This window comes from Polyangiaceae bacterium, assembly GCA_020633205.1.
In the GTDB taxonomy this organism is placed as follows: Bacteria; Myxococcota_A; Polyangia; order Polyangiales; family Polyangiaceae; genus JAHBVY01.
Map to the genome: position 1 here is coordinate 1176163 of JACKEB010000011.1, position 21651 is coordinate 1197813.

The 21651-nt window shown below is 64.3% G+C and carries 17 protein-coding genes; 8 read left to right on the top strand and 9 right to left on the bottom strand.

Features of this window, described 5'->3' with window-relative positions; all coding sequences use genetic code 11:
• Window positions 1-52: 52 nt before the first annotated feature.
• From pncA to H6718_11675, 4 genes are read right to left on the bottom strand one after another with little or no spacing between them, the layout of a single operon-like run.
• Window positions 53-682, bottom strand: coding sequence for a bifunctional nicotinamidase/pyrazinamidase (gene pncA, locus H6718_11660; protein ID MCB9586047.1), 630 nt, complete (start codon window positions 680-682; stop codon window positions 53-55).
• A gap of 56 nt (window positions 683-738) precedes the next feature.
• The gene (locus H6718_11665) at window positions 739-1428 is read right to left on the bottom strand and encodes an NUDIX hydrolase (GenBank protein MCB9586048.1); all 690 of its coding nucleotides are present in this window, start codon (window positions 1426-1428) and stop codon (window positions 739-741) included.
• The gene (gene nadE, locus H6718_11670) at window positions 1425-3467 is read right to left on the bottom strand and encodes an NAD(+) synthase (GenBank protein MCB9586049.1); all 2043 of its coding nucleotides are present in this window, start codon (window positions 3465-3467) and stop codon (window positions 1425-1427) included. The genes H6718_11665 and nadE overlap by 4 nt, the downstream gene beginning before the upstream one ends.
• 21 nt (window positions 3468-3488) lie before the next feature.
• Complete coding sequence (locus H6718_11675; GenBank protein MCB9586050.1) at window positions 3489-5039, bottom strand: nicotinate phosphoribosyltransferase; 1551 nt, start codon at window positions 5037-5039, stop codon at window positions 3489-3491.
• 404 nt (window positions 5040-5443) lie between these two features.
• Here H6718_11675 and H6718_11680 point away from each other — a divergent pair, with 404 nt between their 5' ends.
• On the top strand, window positions 5444-6163 hold the full coding sequence (locus H6718_11680; GenBank protein MCB9586051.1) for a hypothetical protein: 720 nt from the start codon (window positions 5444-5446) through the stop codon (window positions 6161-6163).
• A 1-nt stretch (window position 6164) separates the two neighbouring features.
• Here H6718_11680 and H6718_11685 read toward each other — a convergent pair whose 3' ends face one another.
• From H6718_11685 to H6718_11700, 4 genes are all read right to left on the bottom strand, one after another.
• Window positions 6165-7490: a sigma 54-interacting transcriptional regulator gene (locus tag H6718_11685; GenBank protein MCB9586052.1), complete on the bottom strand. Its 1326-nt coding sequence runs from the start codon at window positions 7488-7490 to the stop codon at window positions 6165-6167.
• Window positions 7491-7668: 178 nt separating this feature from the next.
• A complete protein-coding gene (locus H6718_11690; GenBank protein MCB9586053.1) occupies window positions 7669-9135 on the bottom strand; it encodes a protein kinase in 1467 nt (488 codons plus the stop codon).
• Between the two features lie 9 nt (window positions 9136-9144).
• Window positions 9145-9633, bottom strand: a complete 489-nt coding sequence (locus H6718_11695) for a hypothetical protein (protein MCB9586054.1) — start codon at window positions 9631-9633, stop codon at window positions 9145-9147.
• A 250-nt stretch (window positions 9634-9883) separates the two neighbouring features.
• A complete protein-coding gene (locus H6718_11700) occupies window positions 9884-10534 on the bottom strand; it encodes a hypothetical protein (GenBank protein ID MCB9586055.1) in 651 nt (216 codons plus the stop codon).
• 219 nt (window positions 10535-10753) lie between these two features.
• Between H6718_11700 and H6718_11705 the strand changes: the two genes are divergently transcribed.
• The 5 genes from H6718_11705 (at window position 10754) to H6718_11725 (ending at window position 16449) form a co-directional block, all read left to right on the top strand.
• Window positions 10754-12520, top strand: a complete 1767-nt coding sequence (locus tag H6718_11705; GenBank protein ID MCB9586056.1) for a hypothetical protein — start codon at window positions 10754-10756, stop codon at window positions 12518-12520.
• 74 nt (window positions 12521-12594) lie between these two features.
• The gene (gene tsaE / locus H6718_11710; protein MCB9586057.1) at window positions 12595-13110 is read left to right on the top strand and encodes a tRNA (adenosine(37)-N6)-threonylcarbamoyltransferase complex ATPase subunit type 1 TsaE; all 516 of its coding nucleotides are present in this window, start codon (window positions 12595-12597) and stop codon (window positions 13108-13110) included.
• Window positions 13111-13117: 7 nt separating this feature from the next.
• Window positions 13118-13915: an ABC transporter permease gene (locus H6718_11715; protein MCB9586058.1), complete on the top strand. Its 798-nt coding sequence runs from the start codon at window positions 13118-13120 to the stop codon at window positions 13913-13915.
• 252 nt (window positions 13916-14167) lie between these two features.
• A complete protein-coding gene (locus tag H6718_11720; GenBank protein ID MCB9586059.1) occupies window positions 14168-16087 on the top strand; it encodes a sulfatase-like hydrolase/transferase in 1920 nt (639 codons plus the stop codon).
• A 53-nt stretch (window positions 16088-16140) separates the two neighbouring features.
• Complete coding sequence (locus H6718_11725; protein MCB9586060.1) at window positions 16141-16449, top strand: TerB family tellurite resistance protein; 309 nt, start codon at window positions 16141-16143, stop codon at window positions 16447-16449.
• Window positions 16450-16619: 170 nt separating this feature from the next.
• Here H6718_11725 and nadA read toward each other — a convergent pair whose 3' ends face one another.
• A complete protein-coding gene (nadA, locus tag H6718_11730; protein ID MCB9586061.1) occupies window positions 16620-17573 on the bottom strand; it encodes a quinolinate synthase NadA in 954 nt (317 codons plus the stop codon).
• Between the two features lie 302 nt (window positions 17574-17875).
• Between nadA and H6718_11735 the strand changes: the two genes are divergently transcribed.
• Together H6718_11735 and H6718_11740 are read left to right on the top strand one after the other, a co-directional pair.
• Window positions 17876-19939, top strand: a complete 2064-nt coding sequence (locus H6718_11735) for a hypothetical protein (protein MCB9586062.1) — start codon at window positions 17876-17878, stop codon at window positions 19937-19939.
• Between the two features lie 69 nt (window positions 19940-20008).
• Window positions 20009-21640, top strand: a complete 1632-nt coding sequence (locus tag H6718_11740; protein MCB9586063.1) for a serine/threonine protein kinase — start codon at window positions 20009-20011, stop codon at window positions 21638-21640.
• The last annotated feature ends 11 nt before the right edge of the window (window positions 21641-21651 follow it).

Sequence of the window (21651 nt, forward strand, 5' to 3'; positions counted from 1 at the left end):
CCGGATCTCGCAGCAATTCGGCTTCGAGGTCCGGGGGTGGACTTATTTGAGGCTACGCTTTGAGCAACGCGGACGACTCGACCACTCGAGCGCCGCGCTCTGCCATTTCCGTGATGGCGCGCTCGCTGTCCCCGGCCTCCAGGTTGACGCCACGGCAGCCATCGCTGACCAGGGTCACGCCGAACTCGAGCTCCAGCGCGTCGAGGACGCTGAACTTCACACAGAAGTCTGTGGCCAAGCCTAGGGTGACGATTTCGCGTACGCCCCGTTGACGCAGCCATTCGCCGAGGCCCGTCGCGCGTTGGTGTCCGTTGTCGAAGAACGCGCTGTAGGAGTCGATGCCGACGTCGGTGCCCTTGTAGAAGAGCTTCTGAATGCTGCGTTTATCGAGCTGAGTGTGGAGTTGCGCGCCGTGACTCAGCTGCACGCAGTGGTCAGGCCAGAGCACTTGATCGACGCCGCCTAGTTTCACCAGCTCCCCCGGAGACTTGCCAGCGTGCTGTGAAGCAAAGCTTCCGTGATTCGCTGGGTGCCAGTCCTGGGTAGCGACGATGATGGCGCTGCCGCGAAGCGCGTCGATGATGCGATTAGCGACGGGCACCACGCTGTCCCCAGCAGCTACTGGCAGCGAACCGGTGGGCATGAAGTCGTTCTGGAGGTCGATGAGTAGAAGCGCTTGCATGGTGGCTCCTTCTTGGTTGGCGACACATAATGCCGCAGGGAAAGTAGTGCGAGGGTCTAGAGCTCGAAGTTGAAGCCGCGCTTCACCAGTTGCTTGTAGCGTCGCTGGTCGAAGCGGTAGAGCCGCGCGGCCCGGTGGGCGACGCCTTTTTCGACTTCATCGAGGGAGCGCAAGAGGTCCATTGCCAGGATCTTCTTGCGGAAGTTGCGCTTGTCGAGCTCCGTGTCGAGTACGATTTCGTAGAGGCGCTGCAGCTGAGTCAGTGTGAACTTCTCCGGCAAGAGCTCGAAGCCGATGGGCTGGTAGCGCACCTTGCCACGGAGGCGCTCTCGCGCCGTTGCTACGATCTCGTCGTGGTCGAACGCTAGCTTCGTCGCCTCCTCGACGCTGAACCAGGCGGCGTCGCTGGCGTCCGTCGCCGCGCGGACCGCGTGCTCGCTCAACTTGACGAGGGCGTAGTATGCCACGCTAACGACGCGCTCCCGTGGGTCCCGGTCCACGCCGCTGAAGGTATAGAGCTGCTCGAGGTACACATCGCGAACGCCGGTCTCTTCTTCCAGCTCGCGGAGCGCGGCTTGATCCGTCGTCTCTTCCATGTCGACGAATCCTCCCGGCAACGCCCAACTGCCTCTGAAGGGCTCGCCTGCGCGTTGCACCAAGAGCACCTTCAGGTCGTCCTCGTCGAGGCCGAAGACGACGCAGTCGACGGTCAGCGCTGGGCGAGGGTATTCGTAGGTGTAGCTCATGTCGCCTCTGCTTCCGCTGCAGCACGTAGCTCACGCAGCTCACGAGCGTAGCTCCCGCTCAGGATCGGGAAACGGCACCATGTCTTCGGGTCGAGGTTCTCGTCGTCGAGATGAAAGCTCGGCGCGTAGCGTTCGCGCTTCCACTGGTTCTGACTCCACAGCCTGAAGAAGCGCTCGAGCCAGATCAGGTGCTCTGGTCGGGAATACTGTGGGAAGTGCACCGCCAAGAGCCCGTAGATATCCGCGGGGCTGCGGGCGTCGCGGATCGCAGCGCGCTCGATGTAGTCCAGCACGGGGTAGGGCATCAGGTCGGTTTCGTCCGTCTGTGCGGCTGCCTCGGGGCGCAGTTCCGCCGTGGGCTTCAGCCGGTTCACCACGGAAACGCAGGGCTGAGGTCCGTAGCCCGCTGGTCCGCGCGTCTCCAGCCAGCGCAGCCAAGCGAGCAGGTACGCCTTGTCGATGCCCGCGATGGGTGACAGCCCGCCGGCGGTGTCGCCGTCCATGGTGGCATAGCCGACAGCTGCCTCGGAGCGGTTGCTCGTGGAGAGCAGTAGCGCGCGGCGTAGATTCGCGATCAGCCACACGCCAGGTGCCCGCGCGCGGGCTTGGATATTCTGAAGAGGAATGTCGTGGTGCTGCCAGTCGAGCAGCTGATCCATGGCTCCCTCGATCAGCTCCACATAGCCCCTGGCCAGGCTCTCGATGTCGAGGAAGTGGTGAGTCGCCTGGAGTGCTGCGGCAACGCTGGCTGCTGCGTCGCGCGTGGTATCGGAGCTGTTCTTCGTGGCTTGGTAGACCGTGGTGAGCCACGCCTCTGGCCGCGGTACGCCGTGATCGAAGAGCTCCGGCCAGTAGTCTAGCCGCTGCTCGAGTTCGGGCGCACCCAGCTCTTGTGTAGCTCGGTCCAGGCTCATCCTGCAGAGCGCCGCTACGGCCGTCGAATCGGCGCCGCCGCTCAGGGACACCACGAAGCCCTTCGAGCGGCTCTTGCGCATGTAGTCAAAGAGCCCAAGCGTTACCGCACGGCTAAACTCTTCGGACTTCAGGTTCTCTGCGTCATGCTCCCAGTCTGGCTGTGGTGTAGGTTGGGGGCGAGGAGCGCTGAGAGGAGGACGGAACTCGCAGTGAACGCGTCCTTCGGCTGCGACGCCGGGAGCGTAGCTCGCGACCTTCGCGCGGTGCACGCGACTCAGGTCGATGTCTACCAGCGCATGAGTCAGCGCAACCTCTTGCAAGCTGAAGCGCGGTCCACGCGCCACGAGGCGCCCCGAGGACGCGATCAACACGCCGCCATCGTAGATCACGCGGCCCGATTCGTTGCCCATCAGGTTGGAGTAGACGTAGTTCACGCCCAGCGCGCGCGAGCCTTCGAGCACCAGGCGCTCACGGGTCTGGTGTTTCCCGAATGCAAAGTGGCTCGCGCTGGTGTTGAGCACGATGTCCACCCCGGCGAGGGACAGTTCACGGCCAGGGCGCTGCGTCACCCAAGCGTCCTCACAGATCTCGAAGCCGATCTGCACCGACTCGATTTGACTGTAGTTGGCACCTGGTGGGTCATTGCCGGGAGGATTCAGTGGAGTGAAGTCGAAATGAACGTCACCGATCGGTAGCTCTCTCCCCAGTACTTTGCAGCGGCTACGTGCGCCGGCGGGCCACGGCTTGAACCAGCGCGGCTCGTAGTGGATGCCGTCGCCCGCGAGGGCGCGCTTGCAGACGAGACCGAGTGGTTCACCATCGGCTACCAGGCAGGCGGTGTTGTACACCGCGTCCTGGTGCCAGAACGGTAGCCCAACGGCGACGATCAGGCCGCGGGTAGCCGGTAGGATTGCCTCCAGCACTTCGAGCGCCAGGCGCTGCACCGAGGGCGCGTGAAAAGCGTCCTCACACCCGTAGCCCGTGATGCACATCTCTGGCAGCGCGAGCACAGCGACTTGGCGTTCTCGAGCTTGCCCGAGTGCGCTCTCGATGCGGCGTAGATTGCCGTCCCAGTCGAGAGGAGTCTGATTGAGTGCGGCTGCACCAACTTCCAAGAACCTCATGGCGTCATCCCTTTCTGGCGGTCAGCGGGTACGCTGGTTGTTCAATGCCTCGGCCTTCAGGCGTTGGTTCATCCTCTGGAGTTCTGCTTCCATACCAACCGCGACGGGCGTTGCGTTGTTTGAATGTTGCCTCGCGGATAGTGGAAGGCGCTTGACCTCCGCCGACGCGCGGGCGCGGATCTGGGCGAGGGGTTCGGGCGCCTTGACCCGCTGACCGCCTCGTAGCGCCGGTTCGAGCAGAGAACGCCAGGTAGCAGTGGCGGGCGGGTCGAGTCTCTGTTCGCTGTGGAGCCGGGTACCACTCCACGGGGAAACGCGCTCGCGGGAGCTCTTGGGCGCCTCGCTTAGCCCTGCGTCGTACAGCAAGTCGAGGCAGACCTGGCCGTCCAGCTCGAAGCGGGCGACGTCGAGCACGCCGGCGATGGACGTCTTGATGGGGACTTCCGACAGCTTGAGCTTGAACTGCCAATCAGAGCGCGGGTCAGGCCTGAGCGCTGCGAGTTTGTAGACCCCACCCAGAGCTGGTTGGTCGAACGCAGTCACCAGGCGGGTGCCGACTCCCCAGACCCCGATCTGCGCGCCCTTCGCCTTGAGCTCTGCGAGGCGATACTCGTCCAAGTCGTCACTCGCCACGATGGCGGCGTCGGTGAGCCCAGCGGCGTCCAGGCGCTTGCGCGCTTCGATGGAGAGCGCAGTCAAGTCGCCCGAGTCGAGACGGATGCCGAGCATCTTGTGGCCGTTCTCCCTGAGCCGCAGCCCGACCTGAATGGCATGCTCGACGCCCTGTAGGGTGTCGTAAGTATCCACGAGGAAAATGCAGTTGTCGGGCAAGGCAGCGGCGTAGTGCTCGAAAGCTGCGAGTTCTGTGTCGAAGCACATCACCCAGCTGTGAGCGTGGGTCCCCCGCACGGGGATGCCAAAGCGCTTACCAGCGAGCACGTTCGATGTCGCAGCGCAGCCACCAATGTACGCGGCGCGGCTCGCGCTGAGCCCTCCATCGGGGCCTTGTGCCCGCCGTAGGCCAAACTCCAGCACCTGGGAGTCTCCGGCTGCGCTTGCGATGCGCGAGGCCTTGGTCGCAACCAGCGTTTGGAAGTTGATCGCGTTGAGCAACATCGTTTCGACTAGCTGTGCCTGAGCCAATGGTCCCCTCACGCGCACCAGCGGCTCGTGAGGAAAGCACGCGGTCCCTTCGGGCATCGCGTCCACGTCGCAGGTGAATCGCAGCTCCCGCAGGTACGCGAGGAAGGACTCCGTAAACAGCGGACTGCCACTGGCTGCCTGCAGCGAGCGTAGGTAGGCGATGTCTTCTGTATCGAAGCGGAAGGCGGTGAGCTCTTCGAGGGCCGACTCGAGGCCAGCCGAGATGGCGTATCCACCTTGAAAGGGCAGCGAGCGAAAGAAGAGGTGGAACACGGCCTCTTGCTCAGCCAGCCCGTGATGGTGGTAGCCCTGCGCCATTGTGAGCTGATAGAGATCGGTCAGCAGGCCAGTTGAAGGGGAGGGGATGACGTGAGCGGGTTGAGTCGCGCCCCCTGCTGTTGCGCTCGATTCACCAACCTGGTCCGACATGGTTGCTCCCTTCACCGCGAGTTCCATCGCGGAGCGCTCCGGCCTAGAACGTCCTAGGTCTTAGTGTATCCTAGACACTAAGTGGCGCTTGACAAGAGGGAAGCCGCGACTCGCGTGCTTAAACCTTGGGAGAAGGCTCCAGCGGCGGAGATGGTTGTTCGCCCGCCTCCAACCGCGAAAGCTCCAACGGCGGGGGCGAGAAGCGCCCTGTTTCCTCGCTTAGGAACGCCTGCGGAAAAGCGATCGGTGTTCCCTCAAGGGTGATTCAGGCCTAGGTCAGGTGTATCAGTACAGTGATACACCTGTCCCAGAACTCCTTGGAATCATTGGTTTCTGATCGCGGACACCTCCGGCATCAGCCTTGCTTAATGGGATGCACGCTCGCGGAAATACGGAGGTACGCAGTGTCAGACCAACTTAGCAAACGCCAGTCTCAACTGAAGGCCATCGACGAACTCGTGCAGGAGATTGGGGGCCTAGAAGATCTCGCTTCTCTCGAAGACAGCGTACGTCTCGGCAAGCTCGTGGTGGATCGCCTTTACGGTGGTGAGATCGCAGAGTGGCGGCGTCGCGACGGAGCGAACGTCAGTTTCCGTACGCTTACGGGACGCAAGGATTTGAAACTCAGCGCGGTGACGCTCTATCGCGCGGTTGGGCTCTACGAGCTGACGGTGCGCCTCGGTGAGCTCACCCAGTGGCCAGACCTTGGCGCCGCGCATTTCCGTGCGGTGATGGGGATGTCCCAAGACGAGCAGCGTCGCCTGCTCGAGGCGGCTCAGGCACAGCACTGGTCCGTGCGTCGCATGGAGGCGGAGTGCAGCCGCATGCGTCCGGGCCGTCGCCGTGGTCGCCGTCGCCTGCCTGGCTTCGTGAAGGTCGTGCGGCAGATGGATCGCGTTGCTTCGGGGCAACTTGCGGAGACGAAGGGCGTTGAGGAGCTCGAATCAGTCGAAGTTCAGGCCCTGTACGACGTGGTCGTTCGCTTGAAGCAGCAGCTCGAGAACGTCGAGGCAAAGCTCCGACCGCGCGCGGCAGTGGTCAACATGGTGCGCCGTCCGAGTGGGATCTTCGAGAGCGTCGGCGGTGAGGTTGCGCCCGACTCCTCATCGGAAGCGGTCGGCTGAGCTAGCGAAAGCTCTCAGGGTCCAGACCGTAGCTCTTGAGCCAGCGGTAGATCTGGGCCCTGGGCTTTCCCAGCGCCTTGGCCACGTGAGAGACATTTCCTGAGTGTTCCGACAGCGCGGCCCGCAGTTGTTCGCGGGTCGCGCCCAGGCGGATGGCGCTGGCGCCAGAGCCTGAGGTCGATGTGTTGGAGTCGGTGGTCTTGCGATCGGCGAGATGATTCACCAACGCCGGTCGGGTCCGGTGCAGGTAGGCGGCGTCTAGAGTCTTGTCCGCTTCTTCGGTGGCCACGAAGGACCGCACCAGCGACTCGAGTTCTCGCACGTTGTACGGCCAATCCCAGAGCAGCAGCCCCTCTGCGGCATCTGGTGATAGCTCCAGTTCACGGCCGGCGTTGCGTGCGAAGGTGAGCGCCAGACCCAAGATTTCGCGTCGCCGCTGCCTGAGCGGCGGTAGCTTGAGAGGCAGCTCCGCCAGCCGCGCGAACAAATCTGCGCGGAAACGTCCCTGGTTGACTGCTTGCTCAAGGGTGACGTTCGTCGCGGCGATGATGCGGGCATCTACTGCGACCTCGGAGTCGGAGCCCACCGGGCGCACGGCGCGCTCCTGCAGAGCTCGAAGGAGCGCAGGCTGCAGATCCAAGGGGAGCTCGCCGATCTCATCGAGGAACAGCGAGCCCTTAGCTGCGCTGACGAACAAGCCCGGTCGTCCCTCTCCCGCACCGGAGAAGGCGCCGCGCGTGTGCCCAAACAGCTCGGCGGCGATCAGATCTCGAGGCAACGTCGCGCAGTTCACCGCGATGAAGCGGCCACGCCGCGCGCTCGTCTCGTGAATGAAGCGGGCTAATACCTCTTTGCCTGTGCCCGTCTCTCCTTCGAGCAACACCGTCAGATCCGAGGCGGCCCCGCGCGCCGCGCGACGCCGCACGTTCATCATTGGGTCGTCGAGGCCGAACACGAACATGCTGTTTCCAGCGCGCACGACGTCGCCTGGTTGGAGCCAATACGAGCCGACTCGCTGGCCGTTCACGTAGGTCCCGTTGGAGGAGTTCATATCCACCAAGCGATACCCGCGCGCTTCACTGAGGATGCGCAGGTGGAGACGGGAGATGCGTGGATCCGCGAGGTTGAGTCCTTGTCGACCCGCCTCGCGTCCGATCAGGAGTTGCTCGCTGCTGAGGGACAGCTCACGCCGCGCCGCCTTGTTGTCGGGACAGAAGACGATGGACAGCGTTGGCTCAGGTGCGGCCTCCACCTCGCGCTCGAGGTCGCGACAGGTGTCGAGCTGCGTGGTGTGCGCCTCGACTTCGCGTTTGGAGTTTCCTTGCACCCTCCCCGGACTCTACGTTGGCGCTTGGGGTGTGGGCAATGCGGCCAACACGTTCCCACAGCGTGGCTGCCCCTTTGTGCGCCGGCCGCGGCGGTCACTAGACGGACGATCAGCGCACCTCCCCCCCGAAATTCGATGAAATGTGCGCCACGCGTCGACCATCGAGCGGTGAGGGCTCTCAGTGACCGTGGCGCCGCGTGTAATCCCGAGCACGCTTCGGAAGTAGCTGGCGCAGGCGCCAAGCGCGCGCGAAGCCCCGCCGTTCTGCTTTGACCAAGGCGTCGACAGCGCGTCCGACCAGCACGTTGGCGAACACCACCACGACCAACGACAGCGCCGTTACGAGCATCAAGCTCGCCCGTTGCGGTAGCGGACCGAGGCTCGGCAACACCGTCGAGCTCTGGCCGAAGACGTTGGAGATCCCGTGAACGCCGAAGTGATCCAACAAAGTGGGGACCAGGATGGACGCGACGGCGAGCACGGTGATGAGCCAGCGCAGCTTGCTCTCCGCGCGTAGGCTGACGATCAAAGCCGCTGAGGTAGCGACCGCCAGCGTCGGGACCAACACGAAGGGGCCGAACAATCCGGACACCATGCCCACGGCGCAAAACGCCAGCACCATCATGGCGATGGCGTGACCCCGATGGCTCACTCGGCTCGAGGCCATCCAGAAGTTGTAGATGGCTAGAACGCCCAACACCGCGCTCAGTGCGAGCCACGCGTTGACGTTGCTGACCCCCAGATACAGGCCTGCTTGCACCGCGAGCAGCCAGGTCAAGTAGGCCATCCCTCGCACCTTCGCTGCGCGTGCGTGGTCCCGGCGGCTCGCCTGAGCCAGTTCGGCTTCGGCCTCGGGTGGCAACTGGCCGGGCGCCGCGGTCAGGGCGCGCATCAAGGTATCGAATGCGGCTTGATTGTCCGGATTGAGCGCCAGCGCACGTCCCAGCTCACGCATGGCCTCTACCCGCAATTTTTCCGTGCGGACATCCTCCAGGGTCGCGTGCGCGAGGTGCAGCTGGGCATTGATGGTGTGGCGCTGAGACATCTGCGTGCGCTGTTCGTCGTCGCGTGCGCCGTGGAGATAGCGCTCGATGGCTTCTGACATCTCGCGAGCGGAGGTGAAGCGTTCAGCGGGGTTCAGCGCGCACGCGCGTTGACAGATCTCGTCGAGATCTTGGCTGATGTCATCGGTCTTGGCGCGCACGCTCGGGCGCAGATCCGTACCCAAGAACGTGGATTGGAGTAGGTCCTCAGCCTCCCGCCCGCGGTGCAGCGGCTCGAGCGCCAACACCTCGAACAAGATTGCTCCCATGGAGTATATGTCCACGCGGAAATCGATGGAGGCCATCCCGCGGGCTTGCTCCGGAGCGATGTAACCCGGCGTTCCGAGTAGCGAACCAATCCCGGTGTCCCCTGCGGCGAGCTCTTCGTCCTCGTGGTCATCATCGAGCAGCATCGCATCGGCGAGCAGGGAGTCGACGTTGGCTCCGGTGACCTTGGCGACGCCCCAGTCGAGCAGGTACACCTCGCCATAGTCACCGAGCATGATGTTGGCCGGCTTCAGGTCTCGGTGAATGACGCCGCGAGTGTGCGCGTAGGCGAGCGCGAGGCAGGCACGGCTAATGGCGCCGAGCACCCGTCGCACGTTGTAGTACTAACGAATCGCGTGATCGCCGTTCTTCAAGCCGCTGATGATGGTCGCCAGGGTGAGACCCTGGATGCGCTTCATGGTGAAGTAGGCTTCACCTTCGGGCGTGATGCCGACGTCGTAGACGGGGACGACGCTTGGATGCTCCAGCTGGCCCTGCACCCGCGCTTCCCGGAGGAAGCGAGACTCCAGGTCGGTGCGCCCGGTGTGCTGGCGTCGAATCCGCTTGAAAGCGACGTCGCGGCCGACGCGACCGTCTCTCAAGAGGTAGACTTCGCCCATGCCACCGCGTCCGAGTAGGCGCGGCTTCGCGTAGCGGTCCTCGAAGGGCGCCTGGAGCAGTGTCTGCTTGCTCGCGTGCAGCTCCGGGGTCACCGGCAGGAGTGCGGGATCCGTATCAGCGACAGGCGTCAGTGGCGCACGGCTGCCCGAATAGGGGCCACGGGCGCGGCGGGACGCACGGCGAGCGAGCAGGCGGTTCTGCGACGAGCTCATGAGGATGAAGTGCGCGCTCGACGGGGGCGGAAGAGCGACGACCTGAGGGAGACTACCAGATTGACACTCCGAGCGGACGTGTCGAGTAGATTGCTCCGCCCACCTGACTTTAATCTTGCGGGGGCTGATGATTCAGGGCCGTGATCACTGAGCGGTTCGAGTTTGTCAGGCTTGCAACATTCCCGACATCATTTGGATGGCCCCTCGCTTTGAGATCCGAGCGCGGATGACTGCGGGGCCAGCGGCGCGACTAGTGCCAGAACTGCGCGCCGGTGGCGAAGTAGAGCAGGCCACGCAGGCTTGACCCGGCGATGAGTATCCCCACGCAAATGCTGAGAAAGCGTCGGGTTCGCTTGGCGCGCCAGGAGTCGCTGGATGTGTGTCGCAGCGCAGCCAGCCAGAACTCGACGCCAGACAATATCCCGGCGGCAATGCTGCCGATCAGGTAGGCCAGCGCGAACCAAGGCACCCCCCACCGCGTTGATGACAACGAAGCCGCCAACCGGTCGTTGAGCTCCGGCAAGCGTTGGCCCACCACCGGGTCCGCGACGTGGAACACGGAGACCAGGTGCCCGACGTGGAATACCAGAAACGCCAGGGTGAGAGCCGCGCCTACCCGCCAGAGCCGACCCACGTCCCCAGTCAAGGCGCGCCGAGTGCGCACCCAGTGCCAGCTCAATGAACCGATGCAGGCCATGAAGGCCAGCCGGAGGACCACGGCGAGTCGCGGTCCGAACAGCGCTTCAGGGTTCGACCACCTGGGCAGTCCGCCATCCACCGGGACCCAGCCAAGGCTCAACGCGTGGCCGAGCAGCCAGAGCAGGCACAAGGCCCATGCCGCGCGTCGAATTCCCCCACCAGGAGAGACTCGCTCCGAAATGCTCGCCTGCGAAGTGCCCACCAAACTCGCGACATACTAGAGTAGGTCGGGTTTTTCGAGGGTCTGAAGTCTCAAGCGGGCGCCGGCTTTTTTCCTGGCCGGCCGTGACTTCGATGTTGGCGGCACGCGGTCTTGGCCGCGGCGCGTGGTAAGCAAGCAGCGTACATGCTGGTCGACGCCGAAAGCTGTTCCCGTCGCCGCCCTCGGATCTGGCGGCGCTGGCTCTGCCTGGGCGCCTGCATGGCTCTGCTGAGTTCGTGTGGCGGTGGTGAGCAGAACACGGATCGCCCCGAGGCGGTGCTCGCGGAGTCTCAAGGCTCCCAAGCCGCCTTTCGCAGAATCGCGGAGGCATGGTACGACCGCCCTGACACCCGACTGGTGCTGCAACAGCCGCTCGAGCGCTTCATTCAGCGTTTCCCCGAGGATGAACAGGTGCGGCGCGCCATGGTCTACCTGGCCTGGATCCATGTGGAAAAGGGTGAGCTGGACAGGGCTCGACAGCTGGCGCGCGCGACGCGAGCCGGTGCCCTCGGCTCCGTGCATGACCTGGGGGATATCGTCGAGGCCGCGATCCGGATCCGCTTGGGTCAGCCGAAGGCGGCGCTGGCTCTTCTCGAGCCACTGGAAGGCAAGCTCATCGAGCCAAGCGAGCGCGCGCTCTACCGTGAGCAGCTGGTGATCGCGCTCCTGAAGGACAAGCGCTGGCAGGATGCTACGGCCGCGATGCTGCGCTGGGCAGCGGACACGCCCCTGGAGGAACGTGAGCTGGTGCATGCGCTGATCGAGCGTCGCATGGACGAGATCCCCGCCCAGGAACTCGAGAAGACGCTCCGCTCGCTCAGTGAAGGTGATGTTCAACCCGAACTGGAGAGTGAGCGGGACTGGATGCGCTCGCTACTCATCACCCGGCTTTCCAACTGGGCGATCGAACAGCGAGACGGTGAGCTCGCCCGCCGCTTGTTGGGGGAGCGACCGATGAGCGAACAACAGGCGGCTCAGCGTGTGGAGCTCGCGCGCTTGGCGGCGCAGGGTGGGCGCGCGCCTAGCGTGCGAGGGCGCGCCGTGGGTTTGGTGCTGAGCACTGGGAGCGTCGAGCGTCAGCGGCGCTCGGCGGCGCTGGCCGCTGGGGTGACCCGTGCGCTGGGTTTGCCCCAGGCCGGGCGTGACCCGGAGCGGGTGCAGCTGGTCTCTGCGGAGGAAAACGGCGATCCCGGGGCCATGCAGCAAGCGCTCGCGGAGCTCGCGGGAGCCGGCGCTTCCATCTTGATCGCGGGTATCGACGCTCAAGGCAGCAAGCCTGCGCTCGAGTTCGCGCGCGCCTCCAGCGTCCCGGTGATCTTGGTTACGCCTGCACCGGGAGCGGAGAGCGGCGTATTCACCATCGGCCTCGAGCCTGGCAAAGCGAAGCAGCTCTTGCTCTCGGAGTTTCAGCGCCGCGGCCTCAAGGCGGACGCGGTGAGCTCCGAGGCTTGCCTCGCGCTGCCCGCCAAAGCAGGCGCTTCAAGATTTCCTTTCGGAAAATGGCAGCGGGATGGTGTCGGTGCGTTGCTGGTAGAGGGGTCTGCAAGCTGCGCCAGCGACCTGGCCCGCGAGATCAAGGGCAAGGGTCAGAAGACGATGCTCGGGCTCGGGCTCACTGCGGCGGATGCATTCCCCGAGTCCCTCGCAGGCGTGCCGCGGGTCGCCGTAGGGGTCGGCTCGTTTCCACTGCGCGAGAACGCGGCGGGTGAGTGGTCCGGCCCCAAATCGATGCGCGAGTTTCGCGCTCAAAGCGGAGGTGGACCCGACTGGCTCTCCGCGTTGGGCGCTGATGCGGCCCACCTGGCTCAGGCGGCGCTCAAGCAGCTCCCGGTGTCGAGCACGCGAGAGCGCGAAGAGGTGACTCAACGTCACCAGCTGGCGAGGACCGCGCTCAGCCAGGCGCGGGTGCGCCTCTGGACCAGCGACGCCAGAGGATTCGACGGTTCGGGTCGCGTCCCCCGAGACCTGACGTTGATCGCCCATTGATCTGCACCGGTCTCAACAAAAAACTGCGTGCTTCCAGCTCTGGCGACGGCATGCTTGGCCGCCTGATGAACGAGTTGGACCTCGACCTACCCACACGGCGCTCGACCGTGCACTTGGGGCAGCGCCTGGCGCGAAGCCTCGAGCGCGGCAGCCTGGTGATCCTGGATGGGCCGCTCGGTGCAGGAAAGACCTTCCTCGTGAGGTCCTTGTGTCGCGAACTCGGGCTGCCCGCGAGCGACCCAGTGACGAGTCCGACGTTCACGCTGGTGCAGGAGTACAACCTCGGTTTGCGCCTATTGCACGCTGATTTGTATCGTCTCGGCCACCCAGACGAGGTCTTTGAGCTGGGCCTAGAGGATGCGCGGCGCGATGGCGCGGCGCTGATCGTCGAGTGGGGCCGTCCGTATGTCGAGGAGCTGGGCGGGGATGCTTTGATCGTGCAGCTGACGCCTCCGGGCCTCTCGGAGCCGCGGCGGGCGGCGATTGAGGCGACGGGAGCGCAGAGCGCCAGGCAGCTCGAGCGTCTCGAGGAGGCTTTGATGAGCGCCGGATCTCGAGCGCATCGTGGACTCGCTCAGCGAGTGATATGAACGGGTCGTGTCCGACGCCGAGACTGAATCCCGAGGCTTGCTGAGCAGCCTGATCGACGGCGTCGTCGGGGTGTTCGACTCGATCGGCACTCAGGTGTTGCTGACCTTTCAGTCGCTGGTCTGGTTGATTCGCCCACCGTATCGCTTCAGCCAGCTGTTTGCGGCGATGGAGTTCATCGGTGTGCAGTCGATCTTCATCGTCTCGCTGACGGGTGTGTTCAGCGGCATGGTGCTCGCGCTGCAGACGACTCACAGCCTGCGTCAGTTCGGTGCTGAAGGCACGGTCGGGTACATCGTCGCGGTTAGCTTGACGCGCGAGATCTCTCCGGTGTTCGCCGCGTTGATGGTCACGGCGCGCGCCGGCAGCGGCATGGCGGCGACCCTCGGCAACATGCGCGTCACGGAGCAAATCGACGCCATCACCACGATGGCGATCAGTCCCGTGCAGTACTTACTCTCACCGCGTTTACTCGCGGCAACGGTGATGGTGCCGCTCCTGGTGGTGCTCTACACCTGCGTCGGCATGGCGGGTGCGTACTTAGTGAGTGTGAAGGGACTGAGCGTCGACCCCGGGATTTGGATCTCGAACATCGAGAACCGCTTGGTGCCTTCCGACTTCTGGATGGGCATCGTCAAAGGTTCGGTGTTCGGCTTCTTGATCTCCACGATCGCCTGCCGCCAGGGCTACTTCGCGAGCGGCGGTGCACGCGGCGTGGGTGAGGCGACGACGCGCGCCGTGGTGCAAAGCGCCGTTGCAATCTTGATCGCGAACTACCTCATCACGAGCTGGATGACGGACATCTGAGCCAGTTGGGAGGCGCGCAGGTGACGCTGGGGAGGCGCGCGCAGTGCTCACCGTTCAGCGCCTTCGCGGTCAGCTCGGGCGCTGAACAATGCGCCTCACCCCCAGAAAATCATGGGAAATCACAGGATTATTTTGGGGGGGAGGGGACAACTGCTAGGCCCCGAGCGGCGTTGTCAGGTAGGCCCCGCTTGACGGGGCGGTGAACTAACGGAAAGTCCTCACCTGCTTTCGCGCGTACTTAGGTGAACTGAAGTGGCTGAGATGGTGACCGATGAGGCTGTGCCGACGCAGGCACGAGCCAAGCGCCTGGCGCGTTGGCGAAAGCCGCTGGCGTGGCTTCTCTTGGCGCTGCCCATGTTGCTCTCGGTGATGATCGACTGGGGGCGGCGCTCGGAGCGACTGGCCGAGCTGGATTCGACGTATCGCTGGATGTACGTCGGCGCCGCGTTCGAGAGCCTGATCGTGTGGGGGCTGCTGCTGTACGCGGCTTCGCGCAGGCGCGGCAAGGGTCGCAACGTGGCTGCGGTGTTGTTCGTGGTGATGACGACCTTCGCCTTCGGCGGGCAGTCGTACTTCTATTCGCAATACAACGCCTACATGAACGAGGACGTGTCGATGTTCGCGTCCAACTTCATGGATAGCGTCGTCAACCAGCTGTTCGCGGACATCGGCAACTACCTCAAGGCGAAGCTCCCGGTGATGGTGCTCGCCATCTTGCTGGTGTGGGTCGCACGGCGTGTGGTGAGACCCAAGCGGCGCCCGGCGCGCATCGCCGGAGTGGTCGCGCCGCTCTTGTTGATTGGCGCATTTTTCATTCCGGTTCAGCACCGGCACCTGCAAGCTGCGACGCCAGATACGCTGTATCTGAACGCGGTTGGTGGTCTGCTGCGCACCCAGCTGGGGATGACGGATCAGTCTCACCAGATGCGACCCCGGGTACGCAACTCGCTGCCGGTCGCGCCGCTGAAAAGCCAGGCGGAAACTCCGCGCAACGTGGTGTTCATCCTGCTGGAGAGCGTGCGCTGGGACGCGACCTGCAACGCTTTCGAACCGGGTTGCGAAAAGACGGGGCACACCAACACTCTGGTGCCGGAGCGCTACCACTTCGACAAGATGCGCTCGATGGCCTCCTGCACGGCTATCAGCCTGGCGGTGACCTGGAGTGGCCTGCAGCCGGTAGAGGACCGGGAGACGCTCCACACCTGGCCGCTGATCTTCGACTACGCCAAGGCAGCCGGCTGGAACACCGCGTTCTACACCAGCCAGAACATGATGTTCGGCAACGCGCGGCTGTGGGTGAAGAACCTTGGCGTCGATCAGTTCGTGAGCGCGACGGAGCTCGAGCCCACGGCAGATCTCGACATGGGAGCCCACGAGGGGCTGCTCGCGGACTACGTGAACGCCAACATCGGCAAGCTGAAAGAGCCGTACTTGGCTGTGATTCAGCTCTCCAACGTCCACTACCCGTACCTAGTGGATCCCAACCTGCCGCAGCCCTTTCAGCCGGCGACGACCAGCAAGGCGCCTGACGACAACCCGTACTTTTACAATCAGTACCTGAACTCCGTGCACCAGCAGGACATGCACCTGTCGCGCATCGTCAAGCAGATCAAAGACAGCGACGCGGGCAAGCGCACGGTGATCGTCTACACCAGCGACCACGCAGAGGCCTTCCGCGAGCACAACCAGATGGGCCACACCTTCAGCATCTTCGATGAAGAGACCCACGTGCCCATGTGGATCGACGCGCCCCAGGGCACGCTGAACGACGATCAGCGCAAGGCCCTCAAGTCGAAGCAAGACGAATACCTTTTCCACGTAGATATTGCGCCGACCATCCTCGACATCATGGGCTTGTGGGACGAGCCCGGCGTGGAGAAGTACAAGAGCAAGCTGGTCGGACACAGCCTGCTGCGCCCGGAGCTCACCACCCAGGCGCTGCCGATGACGAACTGCGCTGGCGTCTGGAGCTGCGCCTTCGAGAACTGGGGTTACATGAGACGAAACATGAAGCTCGAGGCCCGCGCCTGGGACTCCGGCTGGCACTGTTACGATCTCGACCAGGACCCGAAGGAGAAGACGAACCTCGGCGTGGAAGCCTGCGGAGATCTAAAGGATCGCGCGATGCAGACCTTCGGCCGCCTCCCGGGCAAAACGCCCGACAGCGACTGAACCGTGCAAAAGCCTTCGGCTCGCGGACCGAGGCGGTTACTATCAGCGGCGCTATGGACTCCAAGATCGCGCGCTGCCTGTTGATCTCCAAGGTGCTGGTTGCCGACGGCATCATGACCGAGAACGAGCGTGCGTTCCTGAACCACTACATGGACAAGCTCGGGCTCGACGACGCCCAGCGCGAGCAAGTGGTGTCCCTGGAAGGCTGGGACGAGGCGGAGCCCATCGTCAAAGCCATGAGCGACGAAGAGAAGCACGCAGTGCTCGACGCCGCGAGCAACGCCGCCCTGGCTGATGGCAACCTATCGCCGCTGGAGCTAGGCGCCGTGCGGCGCATCGCCGCCGCTTTGGGCCTGGAGTAGCATCTCCCGCAATTGAGGTTTGAACCGCCAAGGGCGCCAACGGGTCAAGGCGGGGAAGGCCGGCGGAGCGCGTTGCTGCACGAATCGCTGCAATAATAGAATTGCCGCGTGGAATTCAAGTGCCTCAAGGAAGGCGCCGCAGCCACGAGTTGGCGCGGCCCGGCTGAGCGTCAGCTAAGTTCCAACATGCGGTCGATGGGCTTCTTCGCGGCGAGCCGTAGCTCTTCGGGCATCTCCAGGCGCGGCTCGAGGTCGCGCAGCGCGAGGTACACCTTCTCTGGGGTGTTGAGGCGCATGAAGGGGCACTCGTTGCAGGCGCAGTTGCCGTCGGGTGGTGCGGCGATCAGCTCCTTGGTCGGAGCGCGCTTCTTCATCTGGTGCAGGATGCCGCTCTCGGTGACGACGATGAACTGCATCGCGTTGTCGTTCTCCACGTAGCGCAAGAGCGCGGCGGTGGAGCCAACGAAGTCGGCCATGTCGAGCAGCTGCTCCTGGCACTCCGGGTGGGCGATGATCTTCGCTTCCGGGTGCTGCGTCTTCAGCTCGATCAAGCGGCGCTGGCTGAAGGTCTCGTGAACGATGCAGCTGCCCTGCCAGAGCACCATGTCGCGACCCGTCTCCTTGATCAGGTAGCGGCCGAGGTTCTTGTCAGGCGCGAACAGGATCTGTTGATCCTTGGGGATCGACTCCACGATCTTCTTTGCGTTGCTGCTGGTGCAGATGATGTCGCTCTCGGCCTTCACTGCGGCTGAGCAGTTGATGTAGCTGATCACGATGGAGCCGGGGTACTTCGCCTTCCAGGCGCGGAAGCGGTCCGCCGGGCAGCCGTCAGCCAAGGAGCAGCCGGCGGCCATGTCGGGCACCAGCACAATGCGCTCGGGGTTGAGGATCTTGGCTGTTTCCGCCATGAAATGCACACCGGCGAACAGGATCACGTCGGCCTCGGTGTCGCGGGCGGCTTGAGCCAGCTGGAGCGAGTCCCCGATGAAATCTGCAAAGTCTTGGATCTCGCTGTCCTGGTAGTAGTGCGCGAGCAAGACGGCGTTCCGCTCCTTCTTCAAGCGAGCGATCTCCGCGTCGAGATCCAGGTGGGCGAGGGACTCCGGAGTGGCTGCGCTGGGCATGTTCGGACTCTAATGCTGGGGGGGCTTGGTGTCGATTGTACACTTGCGTTTTCAGTCGCTCGCAGGGCCGCAAATATCGGGGGAACCAGTGCCAAGTGGGCGGAATGCGGGAGCTTGACCAGGGCGCTCTCCCCCGAACCAGCCTCGGGAGGCGCCGTGCAAGTTCGCGGCATTGAATGCTTTTCTCGCGTTCGCCTGGTGAGCCCCGTTGTTAGGCAGTCCTAACGTGTTCCCTCGCGCGCGTGGTAGTCATCGAGGGCTGGTAGTGGAGCAGAGCGTCCCATGGTTGAGGGAGCCCGGCGGTGAATAGCCCTGCGGGTAGCTGGTCGGCGCGCATCGCCGCCGCGGCAGCCATTGCTCACCAGATCGCCGCGAAGACGCTGCGTGACGCGCTGTTCCTATCGCATTTCCCTGTAGAAAAATTGCCACAGGTGGTGATGCTCAGCGCGGCGCTCTCGATTGCGGTGGTGCTCGTGGCTTCGCGGCTGCTCACCCGCTTCGGACCCGCCAGAGTCGTGCCCTGGGTGTTCGCGCTCGACGCCGCAGTCTTCGGCGCTGCCTGGTTCACCTTGCCGAGCCTGAGCCACCAGACCGCCGTCGCGGTCTACTTCGCCGTGTCGGCGCTCGGGGCACTGCTCGTCAGCGGCTTTTGGTCAGCCTTCAACGAGAGCTTCGACCCGCACGCGGCCAAGGTGGAGGTAGCGCGGGTTGGCGCTAGCGCCACGCTGGGTGGAGTGATCGGGGGTCTGCTCGCTGAGCGCGTCTCCGCCGTGACTGGGCCACGAGGAGTGCTCCTGGTGCTGGTGGCGCTCGGCCTGCTTGGCGGTTTTTACGTGAGGCGCTTCACCCGTAGGCGCAGGAACGCGGTGTTGAGTCCGCTGCTCAAGACTCAGGCCGGCTCCGCTGTGGTGCTCGAGAAGACGAACATCCTGCGCTCGCCGCTCTTGATTCGCGTCGCGCTGATGGTCGCGCTCTTGGCAATCGCCTCTACGTTGCTCGACTTCGTGCTCAAGGCAGAGGCGCAAGGCCAGTTCCCTGCGGAACAAGACTTGGTGAGGTTCTTCGCCGCGTTCTACACGGTGGTCAGTATCGGGACGTTCGTCGTACAGACGTCAGTCAGCTCGCGCATGCTGCAGAAAGCGGGCCTCGGCAGCACCTTGGCGTTGCTACCTTTGGGCATCGCCGCTGGCGCAGGAATGGCGTCGGTGACCTTGAAGGTGTGGAGTGCCGCGCTGAGCAAGGGGATCGAAGCGGCCCTCACCAACTCCACTCATCGCTCCGCGTACGAGCTGCTCTTCACTCCGCTGTCCAAGGAGCGCAAACGCCGCACCAAGCTGATCATCGACGTGCTGTTGCAGCGCCTCGGCGATGCCCTCGGTGGCTTGACGGTGGTTGGCGTCGGCTTGTTGCTGACAGCGCCTTCTCGCGCCTTGCTCTGGATCGCGTTCGGCATCGGGGTGTTGCTCGTGTGGTTGGTGCGCTCCGTCAACCAGGCGTACGTCGCCGAGCTGGTTGGGAACCTGGAGCGCAACCTGCTCAAGGTGGAAGAGCATCGACACCTCGACGCCACGACGCGGCGAGTGATCGAGACGACCGTCTCGCTGAATCGGAAGGGGCTGCTCGCGGAGATCGAGCGCCAGCAAGCGCTCAAGAGTGAGCCCCCTGCGTCAGCGGATGACCCGCCGACTGAGCTTTGCGAGCTGCTCACGTTGTGTACGCGGCGTGACCCGGCGCTCACGCTACGCTTGAAGCATGCACCGCTGGACCGGCGGCTCGCACCGTGTGTGGTTGATCTGTTGTCCGAGCCTGCGCTGGAGTTTGCCGCGCGCGACTACTTGGATCGCCTCGGCATCCACGGCGTGGGCGCGTTGGGGGATGCCTTGCTTGAACACAGCGCGGGCTTGCGACGCCAACTCGTGCTGGTGGAGCTCCTCGCAAAGACTCATTGCCCCGCGGCACTGGCGCACCTGTGGGCGGCGCTGGACGACGGTTCTCCGTCCCTACGGCTCGCGGTCGGCGCGACGTTGGTGCGCTGGAAGCAGGAGGTCGGGCTGCCGTTTCAGCCTTCGAGCGCCCTCGTTCTGAGCCGGGTGGAGCGGGACCTGGAGCGCGACGACTGGCTCCCGGACTCCTTGCATCCGGTCTTGCAGCGGGGCCCTCACCCCCTACTGCAAGAGCACCGGGTGCGATCCCCTCGGCTCTTACAGGCGTTTACGTTACTGGCGCTTTTGTACGAGCCGGAGCCGCTCTCCCTCGCGCTGCGCGGGCTGGATTCCGGCGATCCGGTGCTGCGGGGGACAGCAATTGAGTACCTGGAAAATACGGTGCCGAAACGGGTGAAACAGCGCATCCTCGACGTGCTCTAAGGTCGCCGAACTGACTGGGAACGCCAGCGGATTGCGTGCTCGTCCCGGCGACGCTAGACGCGGAGCGAGATGCCGACGACGCCGCTGACGGATCCCTCCTGGGACCAGACCGAGGAAGGCCGCGCCTTCCTGCAGCAGCGCGTCTTGGTCTTTGCGCGGTTCGGTTTCGCCCTCGGCTTTGGCTATTGGCTCCTGCGAGCCGTTCTGGTGCTCAGCCAGAAGATGGGGCTCATCCTCCACCCGTCGATGATCGCGCACCTCGCCGGCGCGCTGTCTTACCTATTCCTTGGTCTCTTCATGCTGCGGGGCAAGCCCAGCGTGTCGACGATCCGCACCGCGGAGGCGTCGGCGTTGCTCGCCAATGCGCTGGCTTACGAGGTGATGGGTTACTACATCCCTGTTGCCGCGGGGAATGGACAGATCATGGCGCTGGCCTTGACCCTGGGTTTTGCGGCGCGCTCGATCTTCGTGCCTAGCCCCGCGCGCGTGACGGCGCTCTTGTGCGGCGTGGCAGGCTTGCCGCTCTTGCTTGTCGTCTACTACGGCTCGATCAAGGACCCGACGGTGCTCAAGGCGCTGCAGGCCGCCGCTGGCGCTTATGGTCCTGCTCCAAGCCTCGAGAAGTTCGCCATCGGACAAGTATTAGCGATTGGCGCCTGGTGGATTGGCACGCTCGCGCTGTGTACGATGTCCTCCAAGATCGTGTACGGGCTCCGCCACGAGGTGCAAGCCGCGCGGAAACTTGGACAGTACACCTTGGAGCGCAAGCTGGGTGAGGGCGGCATGGGCGCTGTCTATCGCGCGCGCCACGCGATGCTGCGGCGACCCACCGCCATCAAGCTCTTGCTGCCAGATCGCGCCGGGGCCGCGAACCTCAAGCGCTTCGAGCGTGAGGTGCAGCTGACCGCGGAGCTCACTCACCCCAACACGATCACGATCTTCGACTACGGGCGGACGCCAGACGGGTTGCTCTACTACGCGATGGAGCTCCTGGAGGGCGCGAACCTGGAGACGATCGTCAAGCGCACCGGGCCGATGCCGCCCTCGCGCGTCGTGCATGTGCTCAATCAGGTCGCCGGTTCGCTTGCAGAGGCCCACGACCGCAATTTGATTCACCGTGACGTCAAGCCGGCGAACATCCTGCTCTGTGTGCGCGGTGGGCGACCCGACGTGGCAAAGGTGGTCGACTTTGGCTTGGTGAAGGTGCTCGACAAGGACGACCCCAGCGCGACACGTAGCGACATCGTCGCCGGCACGCCGCTCTTCCTGGCGCCGGAGTCGATCAGCAATCCGGAGAAGGTCGACGCGCGCAGCGACCTGTATTCCCTAGGCTGTGTAGCGTTCTTCTTGCTGACGGGGCGCCAAGTCTTCGAGGGCAACACGACGGTGGAGATCTGCGCGCATCACCTGCACACGCAGCCGGAGCCGCCGAGCCAGTTCATCAAAGGTATCCCCGAGGAACTGGATGAGGTCGTGATGCAGCTCCTGGAGAAGGAACAGTCAAAGCGTCCGAGCTCCGCGCATGTACTACTGCGCCGCTTGGATCAGGCAGGGCTCGGCCGCGACTGGACCTTCGGGATGGCCCAGACCTGGTGGGACGAGCACGCCGATGAGGTGCTACCCGGAGAGGCCGAAGCGCCCTCGAGCAGCACTCACACCATCGACATCGACATGCTCGCGCGGCGCAATCGGACGCGGTGAGCGGCGAGAGG

What these genes read in the sequence shown, in the direction of transcription:
- nadE (MCB9586049.1), bottom strand. Translation starts at nt 3,467, where the DNA reads ATGAGGTTCTTGGAAGTTGGTGCAGCCGCACTCAATCAGACTCCTCTC.
- H6718_11740 (MCB9586063.1), top strand. Translation starts at nt 20,009, where the DNA reads ATGCCGACGACGCCGCTGACGGATCCCTCCTGGGACCAGACCGAGGAA.
- H6718_11705 (MCB9586056.1), top strand. Translation starts at nt 10,754, where the DNA reads ATGGCTCTGCTGAGTTCGTGTGGCGGTGGTGAGCAGAACACGGATCGC.
- H6718_11675 (MCB9586050.1), bottom strand. Translation starts at nt 5,039, where the DNA reads ATGTCGGACCAGGTTGGTGAATCGAGCGCAACAGCAGGGGGCGCGACT.
- nadA (MCB9586061.1), bottom strand. Translation starts at nt 17,573, where the DNA reads ATGCCCAGCGCAGCCACTCCGGAGTCCCTCGCCCACCTGGATCTCGAC.
- pncA (MCB9586047.1), bottom strand. Translation starts at nt 682, where the DNA reads ATGCAAGCGCTTCTACTCATCGACCTCCAGAACGACTTCATGCCCACC.
- H6718_11665 (MCB9586048.1), bottom strand. Translation starts at nt 1,428, where the DNA reads ATGAGCTACACCTACGAATACCCTCGCCCAGCGCTGACCGTCGACTGC.
- H6718_11725 (MCB9586060.1), top strand. Translation starts at nt 16,141, where the DNA reads ATGGACTCCAAGATCGCGCGCTGCCTGTTGATCTCCAAGGTGCTGGTT.
- H6718_11695 (MCB9586054.1), bottom strand. Translation starts at nt 9,633, where the DNA reads ATGAGCTCGTCGCAGAACCGCCTGCTCGCTCGCCGTGCGTCCCGCCGC.